General features: G+C 67.0%; 21 protein-coding genes and 1 tRNA gene. All 22 read right to left on the bottom strand.

Going from position 1 to position 24,854, the window contains the following annotated elements; genetic code table 11:
* Positions 1–15: 15 nt before the first annotated feature.
* Positions 16–2,124, bottom strand: coding sequence for a polyribonucleotide nucleotidyltransferase (pnp, locus tag AC1PLR_RS06950; protein ID WP_019799235.1), 2,109 nt, complete (start codon positions 2,122–2,124; stop codon positions 16–18).
* 164 nt (positions 2,125–2,288) lie between these two features.
* On the bottom strand, positions 2,289–2,549 hold the full coding sequence (gene rpsO, locus AC1PLR_RS06945; RefSeq protein WP_003467392.1) for a 30S ribosomal protein S15: 261 nt from the start codon (positions 2,547–2,549) through the stop codon (positions 2,289–2,291).
* A gap of 202 nt (positions 2,550–2,751) precedes the next feature.
* Positions 2,752–3,678, bottom strand: coding sequence for a tRNA pseudouridine(55) synthase TruB (truB, locus tag AC1PLR_RS06940; RefSeq protein WP_481103076.1), 927 nt, complete (start codon positions 3,676–3,678; stop codon positions 2,752–2,754).
* A 242-nt stretch (positions 3,679–3,920) separates the two neighbouring features.
* Positions 3,921–4,334 carry a 30S ribosome-binding factor RbfA gene (rbfA, locus tag AC1PLR_RS06935; protein WP_481103550.1) on the bottom strand — a complete coding sequence of 138 codons (414 nt, stop codon included), beginning with the start codon at positions 4,332–4,334 and terminating at the stop codon, positions 3,921–3,923.
* A 113-nt stretch (positions 4,335–4,447) separates the two neighbouring features.
* Positions 4,448–7,159 (bottom strand): translation initiation factor IF-2, encoded by a 2,712-nt coding sequence (gene infB, locus AC1PLR_RS06930; RefSeq protein ID WP_267093801.1) that lies wholly within the window; start codon positions 7,157–7,159, stop codon positions 4,448–4,450.
* Positions 7,160–7,254: 95 nt separating this feature from the next.
* Entirely contained in the window at positions 7,255–8,766 is a 1,512-nt protein-coding gene (gene nusA, locus AC1PLR_RS06925; protein WP_010343021.1) for a transcription termination factor NusA, read from the bottom strand.
* The gene (gene rimP / locus AC1PLR_RS06920) at positions 8,763–9,368 is read right to left on the bottom strand and encodes a ribosome maturation factor RimP (RefSeq protein ID WP_048489479.1); all 606 of its coding nucleotides are present in this window, start codon (positions 9,366–9,368) and stop codon (positions 8,763–8,765) included. The genes nusA and rimP overlap by 4 nt, the downstream gene beginning before the upstream one ends.
* Before the next feature lie 206 nt (positions 9,369–9,574).
* A tRNA-Met gene (locus AC1PLR_RS06915) sits at positions 9,575–9,651 on the bottom strand.
* A gap of 208 nt (positions 9,652–9,859) precedes the next feature.
* Positions 9,860–11,335 (bottom strand): NADH-quinone oxidoreductase subunit NuoN, encoded by a 1,476-nt coding sequence (gene nuoN, locus AC1PLR_RS06910; protein WP_019799026.1) that lies wholly within the window; start codon positions 11,333–11,335, stop codon positions 9,860–9,862.
* A gap of 36 nt (positions 11,336–11,371) precedes the next feature.
* Positions 11,372–12,874 carry an NADH-quinone oxidoreductase subunit M gene (locus AC1PLR_RS06905; protein ID WP_010343018.1) on the bottom strand — a complete coding sequence of 501 codons (1,503 nt, stop codon included), beginning with the start codon at positions 12,872–12,874 and terminating at the stop codon, positions 11,372–11,374.
* A 20-nt stretch (positions 12,875–12,894) separates the two neighbouring features.
* Positions 12,895–15,096: an NADH-quinone oxidoreductase subunit L gene (gene nuoL / locus AC1PLR_RS06900; protein WP_420007445.1), complete on the bottom strand. Its 2,202-nt coding sequence runs from the start codon at positions 15,094–15,096 to the stop codon at positions 12,895–12,897.
* A gap of 7 nt (positions 15,097–15,103) precedes the next feature.
* Positions 15,104–15,409, bottom strand: a complete 306-nt coding sequence (gene nuoK, locus AC1PLR_RS06895) for an NADH-quinone oxidoreductase subunit NuoK (RefSeq protein ID WP_017908131.1) — start codon at positions 15,407–15,409, stop codon at positions 15,104–15,106.
* Positions 15,406–16,053, bottom strand: a complete 648-nt coding sequence (locus AC1PLR_RS06890; RefSeq protein ID WP_019796545.1) for an NADH-quinone oxidoreductase subunit J — start codon at positions 16,051–16,053, stop codon at positions 15,406–15,408. The genes nuoK and AC1PLR_RS06890 overlap by 4 nt, the downstream gene beginning before the upstream one ends.
* Positions 16,054–16,062: 9 nt before the next feature.
* Positions 16,063–16,551: an NADH-quinone oxidoreductase subunit NuoI gene (gene nuoI / locus AC1PLR_RS06885; RefSeq protein WP_010343013.1), complete on the bottom strand. Its 489-nt coding sequence runs from the start codon at positions 16,549–16,551 to the stop codon at positions 16,063–16,065.
* A gap of 3 nt (positions 16,552–16,554) precedes the next feature.
* Positions 16,555–17,646 carry an NADH-quinone oxidoreductase subunit NuoH gene (gene nuoH / locus AC1PLR_RS06880; protein WP_010343012.1) on the bottom strand — a complete coding sequence of 364 codons (1,092 nt, stop codon included), beginning with the start codon at positions 17,644–17,646 and terminating at the stop codon, positions 16,555–16,557.
* Positions 17,643–19,892 carry an NADH-quinone oxidoreductase subunit NuoG gene (gene nuoG, locus AC1PLR_RS06875; protein WP_481103075.1) on the bottom strand — a complete coding sequence of 750 codons (2,250 nt, stop codon included), beginning with the start codon at positions 19,890–19,892 and terminating at the stop codon, positions 17,643–17,645. Before nuoG ends, nuoH begins: the two co-directional genes overlap by 4 nt.
* Positions 19,889–21,232 (bottom strand): NADH-quinone oxidoreductase subunit NuoF, encoded by a 1,344-nt coding sequence (gene nuoF, locus AC1PLR_RS06870; RefSeq protein WP_209031858.1) that lies wholly within the window; start codon positions 21,230–21,232, stop codon positions 19,889–19,891. The genes nuoG and nuoF overlap by 4 nt, the downstream gene beginning before the upstream one ends.
* Positions 21,233–21,237: 5 nt before the next feature.
* Positions 21,238–21,765, bottom strand: a complete 528-nt coding sequence (nuoE, locus tag AC1PLR_RS06865) for an NADH-quinone oxidoreductase subunit NuoE (RefSeq protein WP_010343009.1) — start codon at positions 21,763–21,765, stop codon at positions 21,238–21,240.
* On the bottom strand, positions 21,762–23,069 hold the full coding sequence (locus AC1PLR_RS06860; protein WP_481103074.1) for an NADH-quinone oxidoreductase subunit D: 1,308 nt from the start codon (positions 23,067–23,069) through the stop codon (positions 21,762–21,764). The genes nuoE and AC1PLR_RS06860 overlap by 4 nt, the downstream gene beginning before the upstream one ends.
* Positions 23,066–23,815 (bottom strand): NADH-quinone oxidoreductase subunit C, encoded by a 750-nt coding sequence (locus tag AC1PLR_RS06855; protein WP_010343007.1) that lies wholly within the window; start codon positions 23,813–23,815, stop codon positions 23,066–23,068. Before AC1PLR_RS06855 ends, AC1PLR_RS06860 begins: the two co-directional genes overlap by 4 nt.
* 33 nt (positions 23,816–23,848) lie before the next feature.
* Positions 23,849–24,403: a NuoB/complex I 20 kDa subunit family protein gene (locus AC1PLR_RS06850; protein WP_010343006.1), complete on the bottom strand. Its 555-nt coding sequence runs from the start codon at positions 24,401–24,403 to the stop codon at positions 23,849–23,851.
* Entirely contained in the window at positions 24,394–24,750 is a 357-nt protein-coding gene (locus tag AC1PLR_RS06845; RefSeq protein ID WP_010343005.1) for an NADH-quinone oxidoreductase subunit A, read from the bottom strand. The genes AC1PLR_RS06850 and AC1PLR_RS06845 overlap by 10 nt, the downstream gene beginning before the upstream one ends.
* Between the last annotated feature and the right edge of the window lie 104 nt (positions 24,751–24,854).

The following is a 24,854-nucleotide window of genomic DNA, read 5'->3' as shown; positions in this document are numbered from 1 at the left end:
CTGGCAGCGTGCGGCTTACTCGGCCGACGCGCCCTCGCCTTCTTCCACGGCCTTCATCGACAGGCGGATGCGGCCCTGCTTGTCGACTTCCAGCACCTTGACCTTGACCACGTCGCCTTCCTTCAGCTTGTCGCCGACCTTCTCAACGCGCTCGCTGGAGATCTGCGAGACGTGCACCAGGCCGTCCTTGCCCGGCAGGATGGTCACGAACGCGCCGAAGTCCATGATCTTGGCGACCTTGCCTTCGTAGATGCGGCCCGGCTCGACGTCCGAAGTGATCTGCTCGATGCGCGACTTGGCCGCCTGCGCGGCGATCGCGTTGACCGAGGCGATGACGATGGTGCCGTCGTCCTGGATGTCGATCTGGGTGCCGGTTTCCTTGGTGATCGCCTGGATGGTCGAACCGCCCTTGCCGATCACTTCGCGGATCTTGTCCGGGTGGATCTTGATCGTCAGCAGGCGCGGCGCGTAGTCGCTCAGTTCCGCGCGCGGGGTGGTCAGCGCCTTGGACATCTCGCCGAGGATGTGCAGACGGCCGGCCTTCGCCTGCGCCAGGGCCTGCTTCATGATCTCTTCGGTGATGCCTTCGATCTTGATGTCCATCTGCAGCGCGGACACGCCGTCGGCGGTACCGGCGACCTTGAAGTCCATGTCGCCCAGGTGATCTTCATCGCCCAGGATGTCCGACAGCACCACGAAGTCGTTGCCTTCCTTCACCAGGCCCATGGCGATACCGGCCACCGGCGCCTTCACCGGCACGCCAGCGTCCATCAGCGCCAGCGACGAACCGCAGACCGAGGCCATCGACGAGGAACCGTTGGATTCGGTGATCTCCGAGACCACGCGGATGGTGTACGGAAACTCTTCCATGGTCGGCATCACCGCCAGCACGCCGCGCTTGGCGAGGCGGCCGTGGCCGATTTCGCGACGCTTGGGCGCGCCGAAGCGGCCGCACTCGCCCACCGAGTACGGGGGGAAGTTGTAGTGGAACAGGAAGTTTTCCTTGTACTCGCCGGAGACCGCGTCGATCACCTGGCCGTCGCGGGCGGTGCCCAGCGTGGTGACCACGATCGCCTGGGTCTCGCCGCGGGTGAACAGCGCCGAGCCGTGGGTGCGCGGCAGCACGCCGGCCTGCACGCTGATCGGACGCACGGTGTCCAGCGCACGGCCGTCGATGCGCACCTTGGTGCTCAGCACCGAACCGCGCATGGTCTGGTACTCCAGCTCGCCGAATTCCTTGGCCAGGTCGGCAGCGACCCAGTTCTCGGCGGTGGCGCGCGGCGCCAGCTGCGCCAGCACGTCCTTCTTGATCGCGGCGATGGCGTCGCGGCGCTGCAGCTTGTCGCGCACCTGGAACGCGGCGGCCAGCTGCTCGCCGACGGCTTCCTTCAGCGCGGCGATCATGGCCTCGTTCTTGGACGGGGCGACCCAGTCGGACGGCTTGGTGCCGGCTTCGACGGTCAGCTCGTTGATCGCGTTGATGACCTTCTGCATCTCGCGGTGGCCGAAGGTGACCGCACCCAGCATCACTTCTTCCGACAGCAGCGCGGCTTCGGACTCGACCATCAGCACCGCGTTGGCGGTACCGGCGACGACCAGCTCCAGCTGCGAATCCTTCAGATCCGACACGGTCGGGTTGAGGATGTACTCGCCGTTCTTGTAGCCGACCTTGGCGGCGCCGATCGGGCCCTTGAACGGGGTGCCGGCCAGCGACAGGGCGGCCGAGGCGCCGATCAGCGCGGCGATGTCGCCGTCGATGTCCGGGTTCATCGACATCACCGTGGCTATGATCTGCACTTCGTTCTTGTAATCCTCCGGGAACAGCGGACGGATCGGACGGTCGATCAGACGCGAAATCAGCGTCTCCTTCTCGGTCGCACGGCCCTCGCGCTTGAAGAAGCCGCCGGGGATGCGGCCGCCGGCGTAGAACTTCTCCTGATAGTCGACCGTCAGCGGGAAGAAGTCCTGACCTTCGCGCGCGCTCTTGGCGGCGACGGCGGTGACCAGCAGTACGGTGTCGTCCATCTTGACGATGACGGCGCCGCCGGCCTGGCGGGCGATCTCGCCGGTTTCGAGGGTGACGGTGTGCTTGCCGTACTGGAAGGTTTTGGTGATTTTTGCCACGGGGTTTCCTTGGATGATGCTGTCTGCAAATGGACCGCTGACGGCCCATGCCGCTGGCGGGTGGCCAGGAGGATCCGGCCGGTGGCGCGGAGCGATCCCCGGGCCACGGTACTACCCAAAACAAAACCGCGGCGCATCGCTGCGCCGCGGTGGGGTTCGTTGACTCAGCGACGCAGGCCGAGCTTCTCGATCAGCGCCTTGTAGCGCTCGCCATCCTTCTTCTTCAGATAGTCGAGCAGGCTGCGGCGGCGGTTGACCATCTGCAGCAGGCCGCGGCGGCTGTGGTGATCCTTCTTATGGGTCTTGAAGTGGCCGGTCAGCAGCTCGATGCGGGCGGTCAGCAGGGCGACCTGCACTTCCGGCGAACCGGTGTCGGCAGCGCCGCGCTTGTTTTCTTCGATGACTTTCTGGGTGTCGATGGACATGAGGTTTTCTCTGAGATGCGGGGCCGGCAGGAACGTGCAGAGGACGCACCGCCTGGCTCGCCGATTGCGAAGGATTGCGCCGGAGCGCAGCGTGCCGGAAAGGCCGCGAAATTGTACCGGCCCCGGCCCGGAGGAACAAGGTGTTAAGACAGCGTCATGACTGAACGACAGTCAGGCACGGTCCGCCGCGGACGTCTTGCGGTCACGGATTGAACATGCGCTGCGGCGCCAGCAGCCCGCTCGCATCGACCTGGCCCAGGCCGAGCGGGACGCCATCGGCGTCGAACACCGCGGCCGGGCCGGGCGCCCAGGCCGGATCGCGCAGGCGCTGGCCCATGCGGAAGCGCTGCGCCGCAGCATGCTCCAGGCGCACCGGCGGGAAATCGGCCAGGCCCGCGGCCAGCGGCAGCACCAGCGCGTCCAGTGCCGCCGGATCCTGCGCGGCCAGGTGCTGCAGGTGCTCCAGGGTGACCATCTGCGGCGTCCGAAACGGTTCCACCCACAGCCGCCGCAGCGCGGCGATATGCGCACCGCAGCCCAGCGCCTCGCCCAGGTCGCGGGCCAGGCTGCGGATGTAGGTGCCGGACCCGCAGGCCACGTGCAGGCGCAGGCGGTCGCCGGCATGCGCGAGCACGTCGATCGCATGCACCTCGACCTCGCGCTCGGGTGCCTCGATCGCCTCGCCGCGACGCGCCTTGACGTACAGCGGTTCGCCGCCCTGCTTGAGCGCTGAGTAGATCGGCGCGCGCTGGCGGATGCGCCCGCGCAGCGGTGCCAGCGCCGCCTCCAGGGTCGCTGCGTCCAGCGGCGGCACCGGGCGGGTGCGCAGCACCGCGCCCTCGGCATCGTCGCTGTCGGTGGTGACGCCGAGCACGACCTCCGCCTCGTAGGCCTTGGCCGAGCCGAGCAGCAGCCCGGCCAGCTTGGTCGCCTCGCCGAAGCACAGCGGCAGCAGGCCGGTGGCGAGCGGATCCAGGCTGCCGGTGTGACCGCCCTTCTCCGCACGGAACAGCCGCCGCGCCGCCTGCAGCGCCGCGTTGGAACTCATGCCGATCGGCTTGTCGAGCAGCACGATGCCGTCGAGGCGACGGAAGACGATACGAGGCAGGCGCGGGCCGAAGACGGGCATGGGGTGCGGGCGGGGATTGGGGATTGGGGATTGGGGATTGGGGATTCGGGATTGGGGATTCGGGAGTGGGGATTCGGGAGTGGCGGATCCGACTCCGGCATGGCGCGGGCGAACGGCACGCATGGAACAGCGCGACGCCAGACGGATGAAAGAGCGCCGCGATCGCGACGGCGAAACGGGCGCTCGCATACGGCGCCCGCACTCAAACACTGGACGCCGACGCCACGGCGTCAGCAGCGGACTCAGTCCTTGCGCGGCGCCGTGTCGGCGTCGTCAGCGGCATCGCCGTCGTCGTCCTGCGCCTGCTGCAGTTCCGGCATGTCGCGCAGCAGATTGTCGATGCGCTCGCCGCGATCGACCGAATCGTCGTAGTGGAAATGCAGTTCGGGCACGTGGCGCAGCTTCATCGCCCGCGCCAGCTCGCTGCGCAGCTGCGGCGCCAGTTCCTTCAGGCCCTTGACCGCCTCGGCCGAGCGTTCCTGCATCAGCGCGGTGACGAACACCTTGGCATGGGCCAGATCGCGGGTGACCTCGACGTCGGACACACTGACCGACGGCAGGCCGTGATCGCGCACGGCCGCATGCACAATCGTGCCGAGGTCGCGCCGGATCTGCGCAGACACGCGATCGGTACGGTGAAAGGATTTGGTGGGCATAGCGAAAATCTCTCTGTTCGGAATAAAGAAATCGGGAAGGGTCTGGGACGAGCGACGCACCTGCAGCGCCCCGCTCCTCCCATTCCCCAATCCCGATTCCCGAATCCCAGCTCTTACAGCGTGCGCTGCACTTCGATGCGCTCGAAGCACTCGATCTGGTCGCCGGCCTTGACGTCGTTGTAGGCCTTCACGCCGATACCGCACTCGGTGCCGTTGCGCACTTCGTCGACGTTCTCCTTGAAGCGACGCAGCGATTCCAGCTCGCCCTCGAACACCACGGTGTTGTCGCGCAGCACGCGGATCGGCTTGTTGCGCTTGACCACGCCCTCCACGACCATGCAGCCGGCGACGGCGCCGAACTTGGAGCTGCGGAACACGTCGCGCACCTGGGCGATACCGATGATCTCTTCGCGGATCTCCACGCCCAGCAGGCCGGACGCCACCTGCTTCACCTGGTCGATCACGTCGTAGATGATCGAGAAGTAACGCAGGTCGATGCCGTTGGTCTCGATGATGCGCCGCGCCGAGGCGTCGGCACGCACGTTGAAGCCGATCACCGTGGCCTTGGACGCCAGCGCCGAATTCGCATCGGACTCGGTGATGCCGCCCACGCCGGAGTGGATCACGTTGATGCGGATCTGCTCGTTGGACAACGCGGTCAGCGACTGCTTCAGCGCTTCCACCGAACCCTGCACGTCGGCCTTGATCACCAGGTTCAGCGACAGCTGGCCTTCGCCCTTGCCGAGCTGCGACATGATGTCTTCCATGCGGCTGCCCGCCGAGGACACCAGGCGCGACTCGCGGCGCTTGGTCTCGCGCTGCTGCGCCACGTCCTTGGCCAGGCGCTCGTCGTCGACGACCACGAAGTCGTCGCCGGCATCCGGCACGCCGGACAGGCCCAGCACCTGCACCGGGATCGACGGACCCGCCGAATCGGGCTGCTTGCCGGTCTCGTCGAACAGCGCACGCACGCGGCCGTACTGGATACCGCACACCAGGTAGTCGCCCTTCTTCAGCGCGCCCTGCTGCACCAGCACCGTCGCCACCGGGCCGCGGCCCTTGTCCAGCGAGGACTCGATCACCACGCCGCTGGCGCGGCCTTCGGCCACCGCCCGCAGTTCCAGCACTTCGGCCTGCAGCGAGATCGCGTCCAGCAGCACGTCGATGCCCTGGCCGGTCTTGGCCGAGAGTTCGACGAACTGGGTGTCGCCACCGAATTCTTCGGCGACCACGTCCTGCGCCAGCAGCTCGTTCTTGACCCGCAGCGGATCGGCGCCGGACTTGTCGATCTTGTTGACCGCCACGATCAGCGGCACGCCGGCGGCCTTCGCATGCTTGACCGCCTCGACGGTCTGCGGCATCACGCCGTCGTCGGCCGCGACCACCAGCACCACGATGTCGGTGAGCTTGGCGCCGCGCGCGCGCATCGAGGTGAACGCGGCATGGCCCGGGGTGTCCAGGAAGCTGATGACGCCACGGTCGGTCTCGACGTGGTAGGCGCCGATGTGCTGGGTGATGCCGCCGGCTTCGCCGGAGGCGACCTTGGTGCGGCGGATGTAGTCCAGCAGCGAGGTCTTGCCGTGGTCGACGTGGCCCATGATGGTGACCACCGGCGGCCGCGGCAGCTTCTCGCCCTGCGCGTCCTCGGTGTGCGCCAGCAGCGCGTCCTCGGCGTCGGCACTGCCGGCGCGGGTCGGCTTGTGGCCGAGTTCCTCGGTGACCAGCGCGGCGGTGTCGTGGTCGATGGTCTGGGTGATGGTGGCCATCACGCCCATCTTGAACAGCGCCTTCACCACGTCGCCGCCCTTCAGCGCGAGCTTCTGCGCCAGGTCGGCCACGGTGATGGTGTCGCCGATCGCCACTTCGCGCACCACCGGTGCGGTAGGACGCTCGAAGCCGTGCGCGCCGCCGCCGCTGCGCGACGGTTCGGCCTGGCGACGGCCGCCGCTGTGGCTGCCGCCGCGCGGCTTGCCACGCACGTTGGAACGGCGCGCGCGGTCGGCCGCGGACAGATGCAGCTGGCCGGCGAAGCGGCTGGTGCTGTCGTCGTCCTCGACCCCGGCGACCATCACGTGCGAGCCGCGGGTCTTGTGCTTGTTGGCGGCATTGTTGCGGTCGTCGCTGCGCGGCGCCGCCGGCTTGGCCGGATGCGCGGCACCGGCCGGACGCGGCGCCATCGGCGGACGCGGCGCGCGCGGCGCTGCGGCGGCGGCGTTGCGGTCGGCGGCGGGCGCGGACGGCGCCGCCGCCGGCGGTGCCGACTCGGCGTCCAGCGCGGCCTGCGCCGCGCGTTGCTCGGCCTCGGCGCGCTCGCGCGCTTCCTGCTCGGCCTTGCGCTTGCGCTCGATTTCCTCGGCGCGCGCGCGGTCCTGCTCGGCGAGCTTCTGCTGCTCGGCCAGGTTGCGCTGCTTGGATTCCTCCAGCTTGCGCAGGATCTCGGCGCGCTCGTCGTCCACCCGTCCGCCCGCGGACGGCGCCGCACGCTCGGCGGCCAGGTCCTCGGCCGACTTCACGTAGGTGCGCTTCTGCCGGACCTCGACGTTGACCGTGGTCTTGCTGCGCCCGGCGCTGACCGTCACTTCCTGCAGCTTGCGCCGGTTCAGGGTGATCTTCTTCGGCGCCGCCTGGGCCTCTTCCTCGACCGGCTTGTCGGTCTTGCCGTGGGTACGGCGCAGGAAGCCCAGCAGCTTCATCTTTTCGGTGCTGGTGACGACCTGGTCGGGACCGCTGAACTTCATCCCGGCGTCGGCCAGTTGAACCAGCAGTTTCTCGACCGGCGTATTCACCAGTTCGGCCAGCTTGCGGATGGTGGTTTGCTGCGACATTCGGATCCTATGATCTGGTTGGCGCCCCCTCGCCGCGTGCGAAGGTAGCGCGGATTCTAAGCCCTGATCGGGTCAGGGCGGCATTCATCGCTGACTCATTCGCCGCGCTCCAGGCGGGCGATCTCCTCGGCGCGGGCGGCCAGGATCAGGGCCGCGGCGCGGTCCTTGTCCAGGTCCTCGATGCCGAACTCGAGGATTTCGTCGGCAGCCAGATCCGACAGGTCCTCGCTGGTACGCACGCCATGGCTGGCCAACGCGTAGGCGGTGCCCTCGTCCATGCCCGGCAGCGACAGCAGGTCCGCCGCCGGCACGCCATCGTCGTCGCTCTCCTCGGCGGCCAGCGCCTCGTTGAGCAGCGCGTCGCGGGCACGCGCGCGCAGTTCCTCGACGATGTCCTCGTCGAAGCCTTCCACCGCCAGCAGCTCGCCGACCGGCACGTAGGCGATTTCCTCGACCGAGTTGAAGCCCTCGGCGACCAGGATCGCGGCGATCTCCTCGTCCACTTCCAGCTTGTCCATGAACAGCTGGCGGGCCACGGCCTGCTCGGCCTCGGACTTGGCCGCGACCTGCTCGGCGGTCATCACGTTGAGCTGCCAGCCGGTCAGGCGGCTGGCCAGGCGCACGTTCTGGCCGCCCTTGCCGATCGCCTGGGCCAGGCGGTCTTCCGCCACCGCCAGGTCCATCGAGTGCTTCTCTTCATCGACGATGATCGACTGCACCTCGGCCGGCGCCATCGCGTTGATGACGAAGTTGGCCGGGTTGTCGTTCCACAGCACGATGTCCACGCGCTCGCCGTTGAGCTCGTTGGACACCGCCTGCACGCGCGAACCGCGCATGCCGATGCAGGCGCCGATCGGATCGGTACGGGTATCGTGCGCCAGCACCGCGATCTTGGCGCGGTCGCCCGGATCGCGCGCGCAGGCCTTGATCTCGACCAGGCCCTGGCCCACTTCCGGCACTTCCAGCTTGAACAGCTCGATCATGAATTCCGGCGCGGCGCGGCTGATGAACAGCTGCGGGCCGCGCGGCTCCGAACGCACTTCGGCCAGGTAGCCGCGCACGCGGTCGCCGGCGCGCAGCACGTCGCGCGGAATGCCTTTGTCCTTGGGGATGAAGGCCTCGGCGTTGCCGCCCAGGTCCACGTAGATGTTGCCGCGCTCGGCACGCTTGACCACGCCGGTGACCAGCTCGCCGACGCGATCCTTCCACGCGTCCACCACCTGCTGGCGCTCGGCCTCGCGCACGCGCTGCACGATCACCTGCTTGGCGGCCTGCGCGGCGATGCGGCCGAAGTCCGGATTCTCGATCTGCTCTTCGATGTAGTCGCCGACATCCACGCCCTCGGCCTCGTCGACCGCGTCCATCAGGCGGATCTGCCGGTCGGGCGACTCCATCACCACGTCGTCGGCCACCACTTCCCAGCGCCGGAAGGTCTCGTAGGTGCCGTCCTTGTGGTCGATGGTGACGCGCGTCAGCACGTCCTGGTCGGGGTAGCGCTTCTTCGCCGCCGACGCCAAGGCGGCCTCGATCGCGTCGAAGATCACTTCGCGCGGCACGCCCTTCTCGTTGGCCACCGCGTCGACTACCAGCAACAGTTCCTTGCTCATTCTTTCGCTCCGCGCGCAGCCTCGTCGGCCGCCGGTTCGTTGGATGGTTTCTTATTGGATTTTGCGTTCTTGCCGGCCGGCTTCGGGCCCTTGCCCGGCTTGGTCGGCGCCAGACCCAGCGCCGCCCAGTCGGGCATGATCCGCGCCTTGTCGATGTTGTCGAAGTCCACCGCCAGTTCGGCGCCGTCGACCTCGAAGGTGATGCGGCCGGCAGCGGCGTCGGCCTGCACGATGCGCCCCTGCAGGCGCCGACGGCCCTGCTGCGGCAGCTTCAGCACCACCTTGGCCGATTCGCCCAGGTGGCGGGAAAACTGTTCGGCGCTGAACAGCGGCCGGTCCACGCCCGGCGAGGACACTTCCAGCGTGTAGTTGCCGCTGATCGGGTCTTCCACGTCCAGTTGCGCCGAGACCTCGCGGCTGACCCGCTCGCAATCGTCGATGTTGACGATGCGCTCGGGCTGCTCGGCCAGCGGCACGTCGATGTACAGGCGCAGCGTGGCGCCGCCGGGGGCCGGCAGGTATTCCGCGCCCAGCAGTTCCAGGCCCAACGCGTCCACGGTCGGGCCCAGCAACGTCGCGATTTCGTTTGCCTTGTCGCTCACAGCCTGCCTTGCATCTGAAAGGTTGAAAAGTCGATTGCGTGCATTTCCCGGACCCCGGAAACGACAAAGGGCCCTCTGGGCCCCTTGTCCGGTAAAACTCCGGTCACGCTGGATTCCGGTTGCGACGACGGGAACATGCGTCATCGCGAAGCCCAAACTTTCCTGCCGCAGACAACCAATGCACTGGTTGCCGCTGCAGACAAAGATGGTAGCGGGGGCAGGATTTGAACCTGCGACCTTCGGGTTATGAGCCCGACGAGCTGCCAGACTGCTCCACCCCGCAGCAGAAGCGGAATTATGAAGAATCAGTGCGTCGATTGCAAGCCCTGATTTTCATCTCGATACGGTAGCGACGCTTCCGATCGAAGGACGCCATGATAACCGCACGCGATGGAAAACGAAACAGCAATCGCATCGCCAAATGCAAAAACACCAACGCCGCCTTGCGGCGGCGTTGGCGAGAAACAGCGGGAAACCCGCGGAATTCGCGATCAGGCCAGGTGCGCGAAGGCGCGCTGGCACCACGCCATCAGCGGACTCCAGGCCAGGCCGAAGGCCAGCAGGCCCAGCGCGTTGACGCCCAGCGCCACGCCCAGCACGCGGTCGTCGTTGGCCGGCAGCGGCGTGCCGACCGGCTCGTCGAAATACATCACCTTGATCACGCGCAGGTAATAGAACGCGCCGATCACCGCGCACAGCACCGACAGCACGGCCAGGCCGGTCCACCACAGGTTCTGGTCGGGCACCGCGACCACCGCGCCCAGCACCGCCAGCTTGGCCCAGAAGCCCAGGAACGGCGGCACGCCGGCCAGCGAGGCCATGATGCACAGCACCAGCAGCGCCATCCACGGGTTGCGCGCGTTCAGGCCCTTGAAGTCGTCGATGTTCTCGGCCTCGAAGCCCTTGCGCGACAGCGCGATGATCGCGCCGAACGAGGCGGTGGACATCACCGCGTAGCAGATCGCATAGAACAGCGCCGCCGCATAGCCGCGCTCGCCGCCGCCGGCCACGCCGAGCAGCAGGAAGCCGATGTGCGAGACCGTCGAGTACGCCAGCATGCGCTTGAGGTTGCTCTGCGCCACCGCCATCAGGTTGCCGACCACCAGCGACAGCGCCGCCAGGCCGCCGATCACCCAGTGCCACTGCGCCGCCAGCGGACCCACGCCGACTTCCAGCAGGCGGTAGGCCATGCCGAACGCGGCCAGCTTGGAGGCCGAGCTGATGAACAGCGCGATCGGCGCCGGGGCACCCTGGTAGACGTCCGGCAGCCACATGTGGAACGGCGCGGCGCCGAGCTTGAAGGCGACGCCGGCGATCATGAACACGGTGCCGGTCAGCAGCAGCATGTGCTCGCGGCCGTTGCCGATCGCCTCGTGGATGCCGCTCAGGCTCAGCGTGCCGGTGGCGCCGTAGATCAGCGACATGCCGTACAGCAGCAGGCCGGAGGCCAGCGAACCGAGCACGATGTACTTCATCGCCGCTTCGGTGGCCATGCCGTTGTCGCGGTTGGAGGCGACCAGCGCGTAGGAGCACAGCGCCAGCAGTTCCAGGCCCAGGTAGACCATCAACAGGCTGCCGGCCGAGACCAGGATCATCATGCCGACCGTGGCGAACAGCACCAGCACCGGGATCTCGCCCTGGTACAGCTTGCGCTCGCGCAGGTAGCTCCAGCCGTAGATCAGGGTCAGCGCGCTGAGGCCGACGATCACCGTCTTCATCACGTCGGCGGCGGCGTCGCGCACGAACATGCCCTGGAACACCTCGCCCTGCCCGCCCACGCCGGCCAGCAGCATCGCGAACACCGCGACCAGGATCGCCACCGACACGATGTGGGTCCAGGCCTTGTTGCGCTCGCTGATGAACAGATCGAGCATCAGCAGGAAGAAGGCACCGGCGGTCAGCACCAGCTCGGGCAGCAGGGGCGGCAGGTCGACGGTGGTCAGAGGCAGCAGCGCAGGGGTGGTCATCATCAAATCTCTGGAATCAATACGCTCGACGGCCGCTTACAGCTTGCTGGTGGCGATCTGCGCCGCCAGCTTCGCGATCGAGGGCTCCATCAGGTCGGTCAACGGCTTCGGATACAGGCCCAGGGCCAGCACGCCGAGCGCGAACACGCCCAGCACCAGCGCCTCGCGGCCGTTGATGTCCTTCAGCTCGGCCACGTGCGCATTGGCGACTTCGCCGAAGAACACGCGCTTGTAGAGCCACAACGTGTAGGCCGCGCCGATCACCAGCGTGGTCGCCGCACCGAATGCCTGCAGCGGATGCGACTGGAAGCTGGCCAGGATCACCATGAACTCGCCCACGAACCCGCTGGTGCCCGGCAAGCCGGCATTGGCCATGAAGAACAGCATCGCGAACGCAGCGAACCACGGCATCACGTTGGCCACGCCGCCGTAGTCGGCGATGCGGCGGGTGTGCATGCGGTCGTACAGCACGCCCACGCAGGAGAACATCGCGCCGGAGACGAAGCCGTGCGAAATCATCTGCACCATCGAGCCCTGCAGCGCCAACTGCGCGGCGTCGCCGCTGCCGGATCCGACCAGGGCGAAGGCGACGAAGGCGCCGAGGGTGACGAAGCCCATGTGCGCGATCGACGAGTACGCGATCAGCTTCTTCATGTCGTCCTGGACCAGGGCGACCAGGCCGACGTAGATCACCGCGATCAGCGACAGCGCGATCACCAGCCACGCCAACTGGTTGCTGGCGTCGGGCAGGATCGGCAGGTTGAAGCGCAGGAAACCGTAACCGCCGATCTTCAGCGCGATCGCCGCCAGGATCACCGAACCGGCGGTCGGCGCTTCCACGTGCGCGTCCGGCAACCAGGTGTGCACCGGGAACATCGGCACCTTGACCGCGAAGGCGATCAGGAAGGCGAAGAACAGCCAGGTCTGCTCCTTGGACGTGAGCGAGAGCTGGTACAGGTCGGCGAGCTGGAAGCTGCCGCCCTTCAGGTACAGGTAGATCAACCCGACCAGCATCAGCACCGAGCCGAGGAAGGTGTACAGGAAGAACTTGACCGCGGCGTAGATGCGGCGCGGGCCGCCCCAGATGCCGATGATCAGGAACATCGGGATCAGCATCGCCTCGAAGAACACGTAGAACAGCATCGCGTCGGTGGCGGCGAAGATGCCGACGGTGACGCCTTCCAGGATCAGGAACGCCGCCACGTACTGGTTGACGCGCTTGTCGATCGAGGCCCAGGCGCCGATCAGCGCCAGCACCGTGATCAGCGTGGTCAGCACGATCAGCGCCACCGCGATGCCGTCGGCGCCGAGGTTGTAGCCGATGTCGTACGCCGGGATCCAGGCGTGGGTCTCGACGAACTGCAGCGCGCCGCTGGTGTAGTCGAAACCGGTGAGCAGCGGCACGCTGAGCGCGAAGGTCAGCAACGCCACCAGCAACGACGCCCAGCGCGCCGCACGCGCGTCACGCACGGCGAGCACCAGGGCGCCGCCGATGATCGGCAGCCAGATCAGGATGGAGAGTAGAGGCCAGTTCGACACGTGTTCTTATTCCGTACAGGTCAACGCCAGAAATGCATCAGCACGCCCAGCAGGGCAATGAGACCGACGATCATCGCGAAGGCGTAGTGATAGAGGAAACCGGATTGCGTGCGACGCAGCAGGTTGGCCGCCAGGTCGATCACGCGTGCGGTGCCGTTGACCATGACGCCGTCCACGACATGCGTATCCACCGCGCGCGACACCTTGCCCAGGCGCACGCCGCCGCCGGCGAAACCGCCGATCCAGAGCTTGTCGAAACCGTACTTGTTCTCGAGGATCCACACCGGCACCGAGAAGGTCTTGCGCGCCTTCGCCGCCAGTTCCGGCTTCCACAGGTAAAGGATCCAGGCCAGGGCGAAGCCGGCCAGGGTCAGGAAGAACGGCACCTGGTAGAGGCCGTGCAGCGCGAACTTGACCGGGCCGTGGAACTCCTCGGCCAACGCGCCGACGGTGTCGCGCGCCGGATCGTAGAAATCGACGATGCCGGTGAAGAAGCTGACCGCCTGGCCCTTGATCGCCACGGCGGCGTGGTGCCCGGCCCAGTCGGTGCCGAACAGCATCGGGCCGATGGTGAAGAAGCCGATCGCGATCGACGGAATCGCCAGCAGGATCAGCGGCACCGTCACCACCCACGGCGACTCGTGCGGTTCGTGCGCGCCATGATGACCATGGTGGTCGTCATGCGCATGCGCGTCGTGCGCATCGTGCGCGTGGGACTGCGCCTCGGCGTCGGTGTGGGCGCTGTCGTGGTGGGCATGCACGTCGTGCGCATGCGCGTCGCGGAAGCGCTCCTTGCCGTGGAAGGTCAGGAACAGCAGGCGGAAGCTGTAGAAGCTGGTGATCAGCACGCCGCCCAGCACGGCCATGTAGCCGTAGTTGGCGATGCTCCAGAACGGGGCACCCTCGGCGTGGAGCTGGGCCGCTTCGATGATCGTGTCCTTGGAATAGAAGCCGGCGAAGAACGGGGTGCCGACCAACGCCAGGGTGCCGATCACGCTGGTCCAGTAGGTGATCGGCATGTACTTGCGCAGGCCGCCCATCTTGCGCATGTCCTGCTCGTGGTGCATGCCGATGATCACCGAGCCGGCGGCCAGGAACAGCAGCGCCTTGAAGAAGGCATGGGTCATCAGGTGGAACACCGCCGCCGAGTACGCCGACACGCCCAGCGCCACGGTCATGTAGCCCAGCTGCGACAGCGTCGAGTACGCGACCACGCGCTTGATGTCGTTCTGCACGATGCCGATCAGGCCGGTGAAGAAGGCGGTGGTGGCGCCGATGAACAGCACGAAGTTCAGCGCGGTCTGCGACAGCTCGAACAGCGGCGACATGCGCGCCACCATGAAGATGCCCGCGGTGACCATGGTCGCGGCGTGGATCAGTGCCGAGATCGGGGTCGGGCCTTCCATCGAGTCAGGCAGCCAGACGTGCAGCGGCACCTGCGCCGACTTGCCCATGGCGCCGATGAACAGGCAGATGCAGATCATCGTCGGCACCGACCAGACCCACGGATCGGTCAGGTGGACGACCTCCGCACTGAACGGGACGGGGATGGAACCGGTCCACACGGTGATGGTGCCGCCGACCATGCCGGTGGCATTGGCGAACACCATCGAGTAGTCGAGGGTGCCGAACACGTACAGCACCAATGCGATGCCGAGCAGGAAGCCGAAGTCGCCGACGCGATTGACCAGGAACGCCTTCATGTTGGCGAACACCGCGGTCGGGCGCTTGAACCAGAAGCCGATCAGCAGGTACGACACCAGGCCCACCGCTTCCCAGCCGAAGAACAGCTGCAGGAAGTTGTTGCTCATCACCAGGCTCAGCATCGAGAAGGTGAACAGCGAGATGTAGCTGAAGAAGCGCTGGTAGCCCGGGTCGTCGGCCATGTAGCCGATGGTGTAGATGTGCACCAGCAGCGACACGAAGGTCACCACCACCATCATCATCGCGGTCAGGCGGTCGACCATGAAGCCGACGTGGGCCGAGTAGTTGCCGACCTCGAAGAAGGTGTAGAGGTTCTGGTTGAACGGCGAGGCGCCCTGCCCGACCAGCTGGTACAGGGTCCAGCACGACAGCGCGCAGCTGACCGCGACGCCGAGGATGGTGGCGAACTGCGCGCCCTTGCGGCCGACCTGACGGCCGAACAGGCCGGCGATGATGCTGCCGACCAGCGGGGCCAGCACCACCGCGATCAGCAGACTCTTGGAGAGCGTAATTTCCATCTGCAGGTCAGCCCTTCAGCGAATCGACTTCGGCCACGTTGATCGTGTGGCGGGTACGGAACAGCGTCACCAGGATCGCGAGGCCGATGGCGGCTTCGGCCGCGGCCACGGTCAGGATGAAGAACACGAACAACTGGCCGGCGGCGTCACCGAGCTCGCGCGAGAAGGCGACGAAGTTGATGTTGACCGACAGCAGCATCAGCTCGATCGACATCAGCAGCACGATGACGTTCTTGCGGTTGAGGAAGATGCCGGCAAGGGCGATGCAGAACAGCACCGCGCCGAGCGCCAGCAGATGGCCTAGGGAGATCATGGCTGGCCCTCCTGCGATGCCGGCGGGGTGTGGAGCGTGGGCTTCTCTGCGTCCATCTTGACGATGCGCAGGCGATCGCTGGCCTTGACCCGCGACTGGTCGCCCGGGTTCTGGGTCTTGATGCCGGTGCGCTTGCGCAGGGTCAGCATCACCGCGGCCACGACCGCCACGGTCAGGATGATCGCGGCGAACTCGAACGGCAGCAGGAACTGAGTGAACAGGGTCTTGGCCAGCCAGGTGATGTTGGAGGTGTCGGCCGCCTGGGCCGCGGCGTTGTCGGCCGGGAACGGCGCGGCGCTACGCGCCTTGACCCCGATCAGGGTGACCATCTGCACCAGCATCGCCACCGCGACCACCAGGCCGACCGGCAGGTAGCGCACCCAGCCTTCGCGCAGGCGGGCGGTGTCGATGTCCAGCATCATCACCACGAACAGGAACAGCACCATGACCGCGCCGACGTAGACCAGCACCAGGGTCACGCCGAGGAACTCGGCGCCCACCAGCAACCATACGCAGGCGATGGAGAAGAACGTCAGGATCAGGCACAGCACCGCATACACGGGGTTGCGCACGCTGATCACCGCGCCGGCGGCGACCGCGGCAATGGTGGCGAAGATCCAGAAAGCGATATTGACCCAATCCATTTCGGAACCTCAGCGGAAGGGAGCGTCGGCAGCGCGGCGCTCGGCGATCTCGGCCTCGAGCCGGTCTCCGATCGCCAGCAACTGCGGCTTGGTGACGATGTTCTCGCCGCGCTTCTCGAAGTGGTACTCCAGCACCTGGGTCTCCACGATCGAATCCACCGGGCAGCTTTCCTCGCAGAAACCGCAGTAGATGCACTTGAACAGGTCGATGTCGTAGCGCGTGGTGCGGCGGGTGCCGTCCTCGCGCTTGGTCGAGTCGATGGTGATCGCCAGCGCCGGGCACACCGCCTCGCACAGCTTGCAGGCGATGCAGCGCTCTTCGCCGTTGGGATAGCGGCGCAGCGCGTGCAGGCCGCGGAAGCGCGGCGACTGCGGGAACTTCTCCATCGGGTACAGCACGGTGTACTTGGGACGGAACGTATACTTCAAGGTCAGCCACAGGCCGCCGAGCAACTCGAGCAGCAGCAGGCTCTTGAAGTAATGGGTGACTTTATTCATCGCTTACACACCCCTGTGGATCACACCGTAGAACACCATCAATGCCGTCACCGCGATCCACACGATCGTCAACGGAATGAACACCTTCCAGCCCAGCCGCATGATCTGGTCGTAGCGGTAGCGCGGGAAGCTGGCGCGGAACCAGATGTACGCGCTGGCGAAGAACAGCACCTTCATCAGCAGCCACGGCCAACCGCCCTTCCACACCCAGTCGATCCACGGCGAGATGTCGGCGTTGACCAGCCCCTGGATCGGACTCAGCCAGCCGCCCAGGAAGAAGATCGAGACCAGGAAGCTGACCAGGATCATGTTGGCGTATTCGGCCAGGAAGAACAGCGCGAACGCACCGCCCGAGTACTCGACCATGTGACCGGCGACGATTTCCGACTCGCCTTCGACCACGTCGAACGGCGCGCGGTTGGTCTCGGCCACGCCGGACACCCAGTACACGATGAACAGCGGGAACAGCGGGATCAGGAACCAGTTGAGCAGGCCGTGCGAACCCGCCTGCGCCTGCACGATCGTGCTCAGGTTCAGGCTGCCGGCGGCGATCATCACGCCGACCAGGGCGAAGCCCATCGCGATCTCGTAGCTGACCACCTGCGCAGCCGAGCGCATCGCGCCAAGGAACGCGTACTTGGAGTTGGACGCCCAGCCGGCCAGGATGATGCCGTACACGCCCAGCGAGGTCATCGCCAGCAGATACAGCAGGCCGGCGTTGGCATTGGACAGCACCAGCTTGGCATCGAACGGCACCACCGCCCAGGCGGCGAAGGCCGGCGCCAGGGTAATCAGCGGCGCGATCACGAACATCGCCTTGTGCGAGCTGCTGGGCTGGATGATTTCCTTGAACAGCAGCTTGAAGACGTCGGCGAAGGCCTGGAAGATGCCCATGCCCACGTACATCGGCCCGTGGCGCACGTGCATCCAGCCGATCAGCTTGCGCTCCCAGACCACGTAGAACGCCACCGCGATGATCACCGGCATGGCGATCACCAGGATCTTCAGCACGATCCACAGGACCACGCCGAGGGCGCCCAGGCCGAGGAACCACTGGTGCAGCGGGTCGACCACGTTCAACAGCATCTCGTTCATGCGGCCACCACCGTCACCCGACCGGCGCCCAACGGCGCGGTCGCGCCGTGGCCCGTTTCGATCCAGGCCGCGCCCGGCGCGACCCGCTTGTCCGTCGCCAGCGGCAACGTGGCGCTACCCGCCGCGGTACCGACCTTGACCATCTGCCCGTCGCGCAGGCCCAGCCGCGCCGCCTCGTCCGGATGCACCGCTACGCCCGGCGCGCGGTTCAGCGGATGCTGCTGCAGCGCCTGCGCGCGGCGCACCACCGCATCGGTGCGGTAGATCGCCGGACTGGCGGCCAGTTCCAGGCCCTCGTCCTGGCGTGCCGGCTGCGCCGAGCTCGCCGCGGCGACCTCGCGCGGCTGCAGGCCATCGCGCAGCCCGGCCAGGTCGATGAACTCGAAGCCGGACAGGCCCAGTTCGCCGCCGAGCGCACGCAGCACGCGCCAGCCCTCGCGGGCCTCGCCCGGCAGCTTGCCGCCGGCGCGGGTGCGCTGCTCGCTGCCGTTGAGGTTGGTCAGCGTCGCTTCGATTTCCGGCAGCGCGCCGATCGGCAGGATCACGTCGGCCACATCGCGGGTGGAGGCGCAGGCGAAGTGGCTGAACGCCACCACCTTGGCACCGGCCAGCGCGCTGCGCGCGGCGGCGGCGTCGGCGAAGTCCAGCCCCGGCTCCAGGCCGTACAGCACGTAGGCGCTGCGCGGCTCGGCCAGCATCGAGGCAACGTTGCGGCCGCGCGGCAGCACGCCGTAGCGCGCCAGGCCCAGCGCGTTGGCGCCCTGCGGGATGCGGCACAGCGCCGCGCCGGTAGCGGCGGCGAAGTCGCGCGCGGCGGCACGCAGCGACGCGGCCTGCGGATGGTTCTCGGCCAGCGCGCCGACGATCAGGACCGCACGGCCGGCGCCCTGCACCGCGTCGCGCAGCGCGGCGTCGGCCAGCGCTTCGGCGAACTTCGACGGCGCCACGATCTGGCGGCCGGCCTGGTCGAAGGCCACGTCGAAATCGACCGGGTTGATCGAATACACCTTGGTCTGGCGCTGCATCCTCGCCTTGCGCAGGCGTGCATGCAGCAGCGGCAGTTCATGGCGCAGGTTGCTGCCCAGGATCACCACCACGTCGGCCTGCTCGATCTCGGCCAGCGGCAGCGCGAACGGTTCGGCCAGCGCGTCATCGGAGAAGTCGCGGTTGTACACGCGGTGGTCGAGGTTGCCGCTGTCCAGGCCCTCGGCCAGGCGCGCCAGCAGCGCACCCTCCTCGTTGGAGGTGGACGGATGCGCGAGCACGCCCAGCGCGTCGCCGCGGTTGGCCTTGAGGATCTCGCTCGCGGCGGAAAGTCCTTCCGCCCACGAGACTTCGCGCCACTGCCCGTCGACCTTGCGCATCGGCCGCAGTGCGCGGTCCTCGGCGTACAGGCCCTGGTGCGAGTAGCGGTCGCGGTCGGACAGCCAGCACTCGTTGACCGCTTCGTTGTCGCGCGGCACGGTGCGCAGCACTTCGCCGCGGCGCACGTGCAGGAACAGGTTGGAACCCATCGCGTCGTGGTAGCCCAGCGACTCACGCGCCACCAGTTCCCAGGGCCGCGCGCGGAACTGGAACACCTTGTTGGTCAGCGCGCCGACCGGGCAAACGTCGACCACGTTGCCGGACAGCTCGGTGGTCAGCGGCTTGCCGTCGTAGGTGCCGATCTGCAGGTTCTCGCCGCGATACATGCCGCCCAGCTCGTAGGTGCCGGCGATGTCCGCGGTGAAGCGTACGCAGCGGGTGCACTGGATGCAGCGGGTCATCTCGGTGGCCACCAGCGGCCCGATGTCCTCGTCCGGCACCACGCGCTTGCGCTCGTTGAAGCGGCTGACCGAGCGGCCGTAGCCCAGGGACACGTCCTGCAGTTCGCACTCGCCGCCCTGATCGCAGATCGGACAGTCCAGCGGATGGTTGATCAGCAGGAATTCCATGACGCTGCGCTGGTACTTCAGCGCCTTGTCGCTGCGGGTCTGCACCTTCATGCCGTCCATGACCGGCGTGGCGCAGGCCGGCGACGGCTTGGGCGACTTCTCGACGTCGACCAGGCACATGCGGCAGTTGGCCGCGATCGGCAGCTTCTCGTGGTAGCAGAAGCGCGGGATCGGAATGCCGGCCTTGTCGGCCGCCTGGATGATCATCGAGCCCTTCGGCACGACCAGCGACTGGCCGTCGATCTCGACGGTCACATGGCCTTCCGGCACGACCGCGGGGGTCGCGCCGGGATTGTTGGGTTGCGCGCTCATGCGGCGGCTGCCTCCAGCTTCTTGCCGTCAACCATCGAATGACCGTTGACGATGTAGTACTCGAATTCGTCCCAGAACTGGCGCAGGAAGCCCTGGATCGGCCAGGCCGCCGCTTCGCCGAAGGCGCAGATGGTGTGGCCTTCGATCTGCCCGGCGACGGTGCGCAGCTGGTGCAGGTCTTCCATCGTGGCCTTGCCGGCGACGATGCGCTCCAGCACGCGGTGCATCCAGCCGGTGCCTTCGCGGCACGGGGTGCACTGGCCGCAGGACTCCTTGTGGAAAAACTGCGAAATGCGGCAGGCGAACTTCACGCAGCAGACGCTGTCGTCCAGCACCACGATCGCGCCCGAGCCCAGGCCGGTGCCCAGCGCGCGCAGGGTGTCGTAGTCCATCTGCAGGCCCTTGAGCTGCTCGGCCTTCAGCACCGGCATCGACACGCCGCCCGGGATCGCGCCCTTGAGGGTGCGGCCCGGCTTCAGCCCGCCGGCCATTTCCAGCAGTTCGTCGAAGGTGGTGCCCAGCGGCACTTCGAAGTTGCCGCCCTTCTGCACGCAGCCGGAGACCGAGAAGATCTTCGGGCCGCCGTTCTTGGTCTTGCTCAGGCCCAGGAACCATTCCGGGCCGTTGCGGATGATCGCCGGCACCGAGGCGTAGGTCTCGGTGTTGTTGATCGTCGACGGCTTGCCGTACAGGCCGAAGTTGGCCGGGAACGGCGGCTTGTAGCGCGGCTGGCCCTTCTTGCCTTCCAGCGACTCCATCAGCGCGGTCTCTTCGCCGCAGATGTAGGCACCGGCGCCCAGCGCGCCGTAGATGTCGATGTCGATGCCGCTGCCGAGGATGTCCTTGCCCAGCCAGCCATTGGCGTAGGCATCGGCCAGGGCCTGCTCGAAATGCTCGAACGGCTCGTGGTGGAACTCGCCGCGCAGGTAGTTGTAGCCCACCGTGGAGCCGGTGGCGTAGCAGGCGATGGCCATGCCCTCCACCACCGAATGCGGGTTGTAGCGCAGGATGTCGCGGTCCTTGCAGGTCCCCGGCTCGGACTCGTCCGAGTTGCACAGGATGTACTTCTGCGGCGCGCCCTTGGGCATGAACGACCACTTCAGGCCGGTCGGGAAGCCGGCGCCGCCACGGCCGCGCAGGTTCGACTGCTTGACCATCTCGATCACCTGCTCCGGCGGGATCTTCTCTTCGAGGATCTTGCGCAGCGCGGCGTAGCCACCGGTCTTCAGGTAGCTCTCGTAGGACCACGGGGTGTCGTAGTGCAGCGTGGTGTACACCACCTGGTGCGGCTGCGGCGCGGGGCCGACCGGACCGGTGGGGGCGTGGGGATGCTGTGCCATTGCCGTTACTCCAACCCGTCCAGCAATTCGTCGACCTTGTCCTTGGTCAGATGCTCATGGTAGTGGCCGTTGATGACCATCATCGGTGCGCCGGCGCAACCGGCCAGGCACTCTTCCTCGCGCTTGAGGTAGACGCGGCCGTCTGCGGTGGACTGGCCCAGCTTGCAGCCGAGCTTCTTCTCGGCATGCGCGACCAGATCCTCGGCGCCGTTGAGCCAGCAGCTGATGTTGGTGCAGAACGCGACGTTGTTGCGGCCGACCTTCTCGGTCTCGAACATCGAGTAGAAGCTGGCGACCTCGTAGGCCCACACCGGCGGCAGTTCCAGGTACTTGGCCACGCCGGCGATCAGCTCGTCGGTCAGCCAGCCCTGGTTCTGTTCCTGCGCCGCGTGCAGGCCCTGCAGCACCGCCGAACGCTTGCGGTCCGGGGGGAACTTGCTCAGCCAGTGATCGATGTGCGCGCGCGTCTTGTCGCTCAGCACCACCATCGGATCGACGTCGCGCGCCGCTTCGAAATTACCTGTCGCCTTCATCGGTCGACCTCACCAAACACCAGATCATAGGTACCAATCATCGCCACCACGTCGGCCAGCATGTGGCCGCGCACGATCGCATCCATCGACGACAGATGGGCGAAGCCCGGCGCGCGCAGGTGCACGCGGAACGGCTTGTTGGCGCCGTCGGACATCAGGTAGCAACCGAACTCGCCCTTCGGCGCTTCCACCGCGCAGTAGGTCTCGCCGGCCGGCACGCAGTAGCCTTCGCTGAACAGCTTGAAGTGGTGGATCAGCGCTTCCATGTCGTCCTTCATTTCGGCGCGCTTGGGCGGCGCCACCTTGAAGTTCTCGACCATGACCGGGCCCGGATTGGCCTTCAGCCACTGCACGCACTGCTTGATGATGCGGTTGGACTGGCGCATCTCGGCCACGCGCACCAGGTAACGGTCGTAGCAGTCGCCGTTGGTGCCGAGCGGGATGTCGAAATCGACGCTGTCGTACTTGGCGTACGGCTGCTTCTTGCGCAGGTCCCAGGCGATGCCCGAGCCGCGCAGCATGGCGCCGGTCATGCCCCAGGCATAGGCCTGCTCCGGGGTGACCACGCCGATGCCGACGGTGCGCTGCTTCCAGATGCGGTTGTCGGTGAGCAGGGTCTCGTACTCGTCCACGCGCGCCGGGAAGGTGTCGGTGAACGCCTCCAGGAAGTCCAGCATCGAACCTTCGCGCGCGGCGTTGAGCCGCTTCAGCGCGTTGCCCTTGTGCCAGCGCGATTCCTGGTACTTGGGCATGCGGTCCGGCAGGTCGCGGTAGACGCCGCCCGGGCGATAGTAGGTCGCGTGCATGCGCGCGCCCGACACCGCCTCGTACACGTCCATCAGCTCTTCGCGCTCGCGGAACGCGTACAGCATCACCGCCATCGCGCCCAGGTCGAGCGCGTTGGAGCCGACCCACATCAGGTGGTTCAGGATGCGGGTGATCTCGTCGAACATGGTGCGGATGTACTGCGCACGCTCCGGCGCCTCGATCCCCATCAGGGTTTCGATCGCGCGCACGTAGGCGTGCTCGTTGCACATCATCGACACGTAGTCCAGGCGATCCATGTAGCCGATCGACTGGTTGAACGGCTTGGACTCGGCCAGCTTCTCGGTGCCACGGTGCAGCAGGCCGATGTGCGGATCGGCGCGGACCACGGTCTCGCCGTCCATCTCCAGGATCAGGCGCAGCACGCCGTGCGCGGCCGGATGCTGCGGGCCGAAGTTCATCGTGTAGTTGCGGATTTCCTGCTTGGCTTCGGCAGGATTGCTGGCGAACCCGTCGTGCGCCTGGTGGTACTCGCTCACTTGGCGGACTCCTTCTGTGCTTCGCCCGCCGCGGTCTGGTAGCGCGCATCGTCGCGGATCACGCGCGGCACGCCCACGCGCGGTTCCACCGAGGTCACCGGCTCGTAGATCACGCGCTGCTTCTCTTCGTCGTAGCGCACTTCGACGTTGCCGATCAGCGGGAAATCCTTGCGGAACGGATGGCCGACGAAGCCGTAGTCGGTGAGGATGCGGCGCAGGTCCGGGTGACCGGAGAACACCACGCCGAAGAGGTCGAACGCCTCGCGCTCGAACCAGTTCGCACCCGGCCAGATGTCGGTGACCGAGGCCACCACCGGCAGGTCTTCGTTCGGCGCGTAGCAACGCACGCGCAGGCGCTGGTTGTGGCGGTAGGAGATCAGCTGCGCCAGCACCGCGAAACGCTGCTGCGGGACCGGCATCGGCTGCACGCCGGCGCTGGTCTCGGCGCTGGGGAACTCGCCCCAGGCGAAACGGCCCACGGCCTTGCCTTCGACGCCACGGCTGAAGCCGTGCGAGGACACGTCCGAGGTATCCCACTCGTCGCTGCCGTAGCCCAGGTAGTCCACGCCGCACAGGTCGGACAGCTGTTCGAAACCGAACTCGTCGCGCAACGCCAGGCAGGTGGCGTGCCAGGCGTCGGCCGGCACTTCCAGGGTGACTTCGCCGCGCGGAAGGGCCACGAAGACCTGGCTGCCGGGGAAACGGGCGCCGAGTCGGTCGCTAAAGGAAGATGCTTGCTCTGCCATGGGGGCTTGGCGTGCTCTCTGAGGAAAGAGGAATCAGCGCGCGATGGTCTGGGTTCGCCAGATCTTCTTCTGCAACTGCAGGATGCCGTAGACCAGGGCCTCGGCGGTCGGCGGGCAACCGGGGACGTACACGTCCACCGGCACGATGCGGTCGCAACCGCGCACCACCGAATACGAGTAATGGTAGTAGCCGCCGCCGTTGGCGCAGCTGCCCATCGAGATGACCCACTTCGGGTCCGGCATCTGGTCGTAGACCTTGCGCAGCGCCGGGGCCATCTTGTTGACCAGGGTGCCGGCGACGATCATCACGTCGGACTGGCGCGGCGACGGGCGGAACACCACGCCGTAGCGGTCCAGGTCCAGGCGCGCGGCGCCGGCGTGCATCATCTCGACCGCGCAGCAGGCCAGGCCGAAGGTCATCGGCCACATCGAGCCGGTGCGCGCCCAGTTCAGCAGCGCATCGACGCTGGTGGTGACGTAACCCTTCTCCAGCAGCGGGTTCTCGCCTTCGGGACGCAGGATGTCGTCCACCCGCCCTTCCGGGATCGGGTTGGTCATCAGGCGATCCAGGGTCTGAATCACTCCCATTCCAGCGCTCCCTTCTTCCACACGTAGACAAAACCGAGGAACAACATGCCGACGAACAGGCCCATGGTGACCAGGGAGCGAGCGCCCAGGTCCATGAACACCTGCGTCCACGGCACGATGAAGATGATTTCCAGATCGAAGACGATGAACTGGATGGCGATCAGGTAGTAGCGCACGTCGAACTTCATGCGCGCGTCCTCGAAGGCCTCGAAGCCGCACTCGTACGGCGAGAGCTTCTTCAGGTCGGGACGCCGGGGACCGAGGAACCGCCCCACCAGCATCAGCGCGACGCCGATACCGGTGGCCACGATCAGAAACAGCAGGGTCGGCAAATATTCGGCCAGCACTCGCGATTCTCTCTTGCCTGTGCCCGCGCGCGTGCCGCGCAGGCATGGGATAGACGATTCTCCGGGCGAGGGCGTGATGCCTTCGCGCAGAAACCGTAGCCAAA

This window comes from Xanthomonas sp. NCPPB 3570 (assembly GCF_056725115.1).
Note: the sequence above shows the minus strand (reverse complement) of the source record. Positions and strands in the feature narration are given on the sequence as shown.

Coding starts and splice junctions, on each gene's coding strand:
- rpsO (WP_003467392.1), bottom strand. CDS start 2,549: ATGTCCATCGACACCCAGAAAGTCATCGAAGAAAACAAGCGCGGCGCT.
- truB (WP_481103076.1), bottom strand. CDS start 3,678: ATGCCCGTCTTCGGCCCGCGCCTGCCTCGTATCGTCTTCCGTCGCCTC.
- rbfA (WP_481103550.1), bottom strand. CDS start 4,334: ATGCCCACCAAATCCTTTCACCGTACCGATCGCGTGTCTGCGCAGATC.
- infB (WP_267093801.1), bottom strand. CDS start 7,159: ATGTCGCAGCAAACCACCATCCGCAAGCTGGCCGAACTGGTGAATACG.
- nusA (WP_010343021.1), bottom strand. CDS start 8,766: ATGAGCAAGGAACTGTTGCTGGTAGTCGACGCGGTGGCCAACGAGAAG.
- nuoN (WP_019799026.1), bottom strand. CDS start 11,335: ATGACCACCCCTGCGCTGCTGCCTCTGACCACCGTCGACCTGCCGCCC.
- nuoL (WP_420007445.1), bottom strand. CDS start 15,096: ATGGAAATTACGCTCTCCAAGAGTCTGCTGATCGCGGTGGTGCTGGCC.
- nuoK (WP_017908131.1), bottom strand. CDS start 15,409: ATGATCTCCCTAGGCCATCTGCTGGCGCTCGGCGCGGTGCTGTTCTGC.
- AC1PLR_RS06890 (WP_019796545.1), bottom strand. CDS start 16,053: ATGGATTGGGTCAATATCGCTTTCTGGATCTTCGCCACCATTGCCGCG.
- nuoI (WP_010343013.1), bottom strand. CDS start 16,551: ATGAATAAAGTCACCCATTACTTCAAGAGCCTGCTGCTGCTCGAGTTG.
- nuoH (WP_010343012.1), bottom strand. CDS start 17,646: ATGAACGAGATGCTGTTGAACGTGGTCGACCCGCTGCACCAGTGGTTC.
- nuoG (WP_481103075.1), bottom strand. CDS start 19,892: ATGAGCGCGCAACCCAACAATCCCGGCGCGACCCCCGCGGTCGTGCCG.
- nuoF (WP_209031858.1), bottom strand. CDS start 21,232: ATGGCACAGCATCCCCACGCCCCCACCGGTCCGGTCGGCCCCGCGCCG.
- nuoE (WP_010343009.1), bottom strand. CDS start 21,765: ATGAAGGCGACAGGTAATTTCGAAGCGGCGCGCGACGTCGATCCGATG.
- AC1PLR_RS06855 (WP_010343007.1), bottom strand. CDS start 23,815: ATGGCAGAGCAAGCATCTTCCTTTAGCGACCGACTCGGCGCCCGTTTC.
- AC1PLR_RS06850 (WP_010343006.1), bottom strand. CDS start 24,403: ATGGGAGTGATTCAGACCCTGGATCGCCTGATGACCAACCCGATCCCG.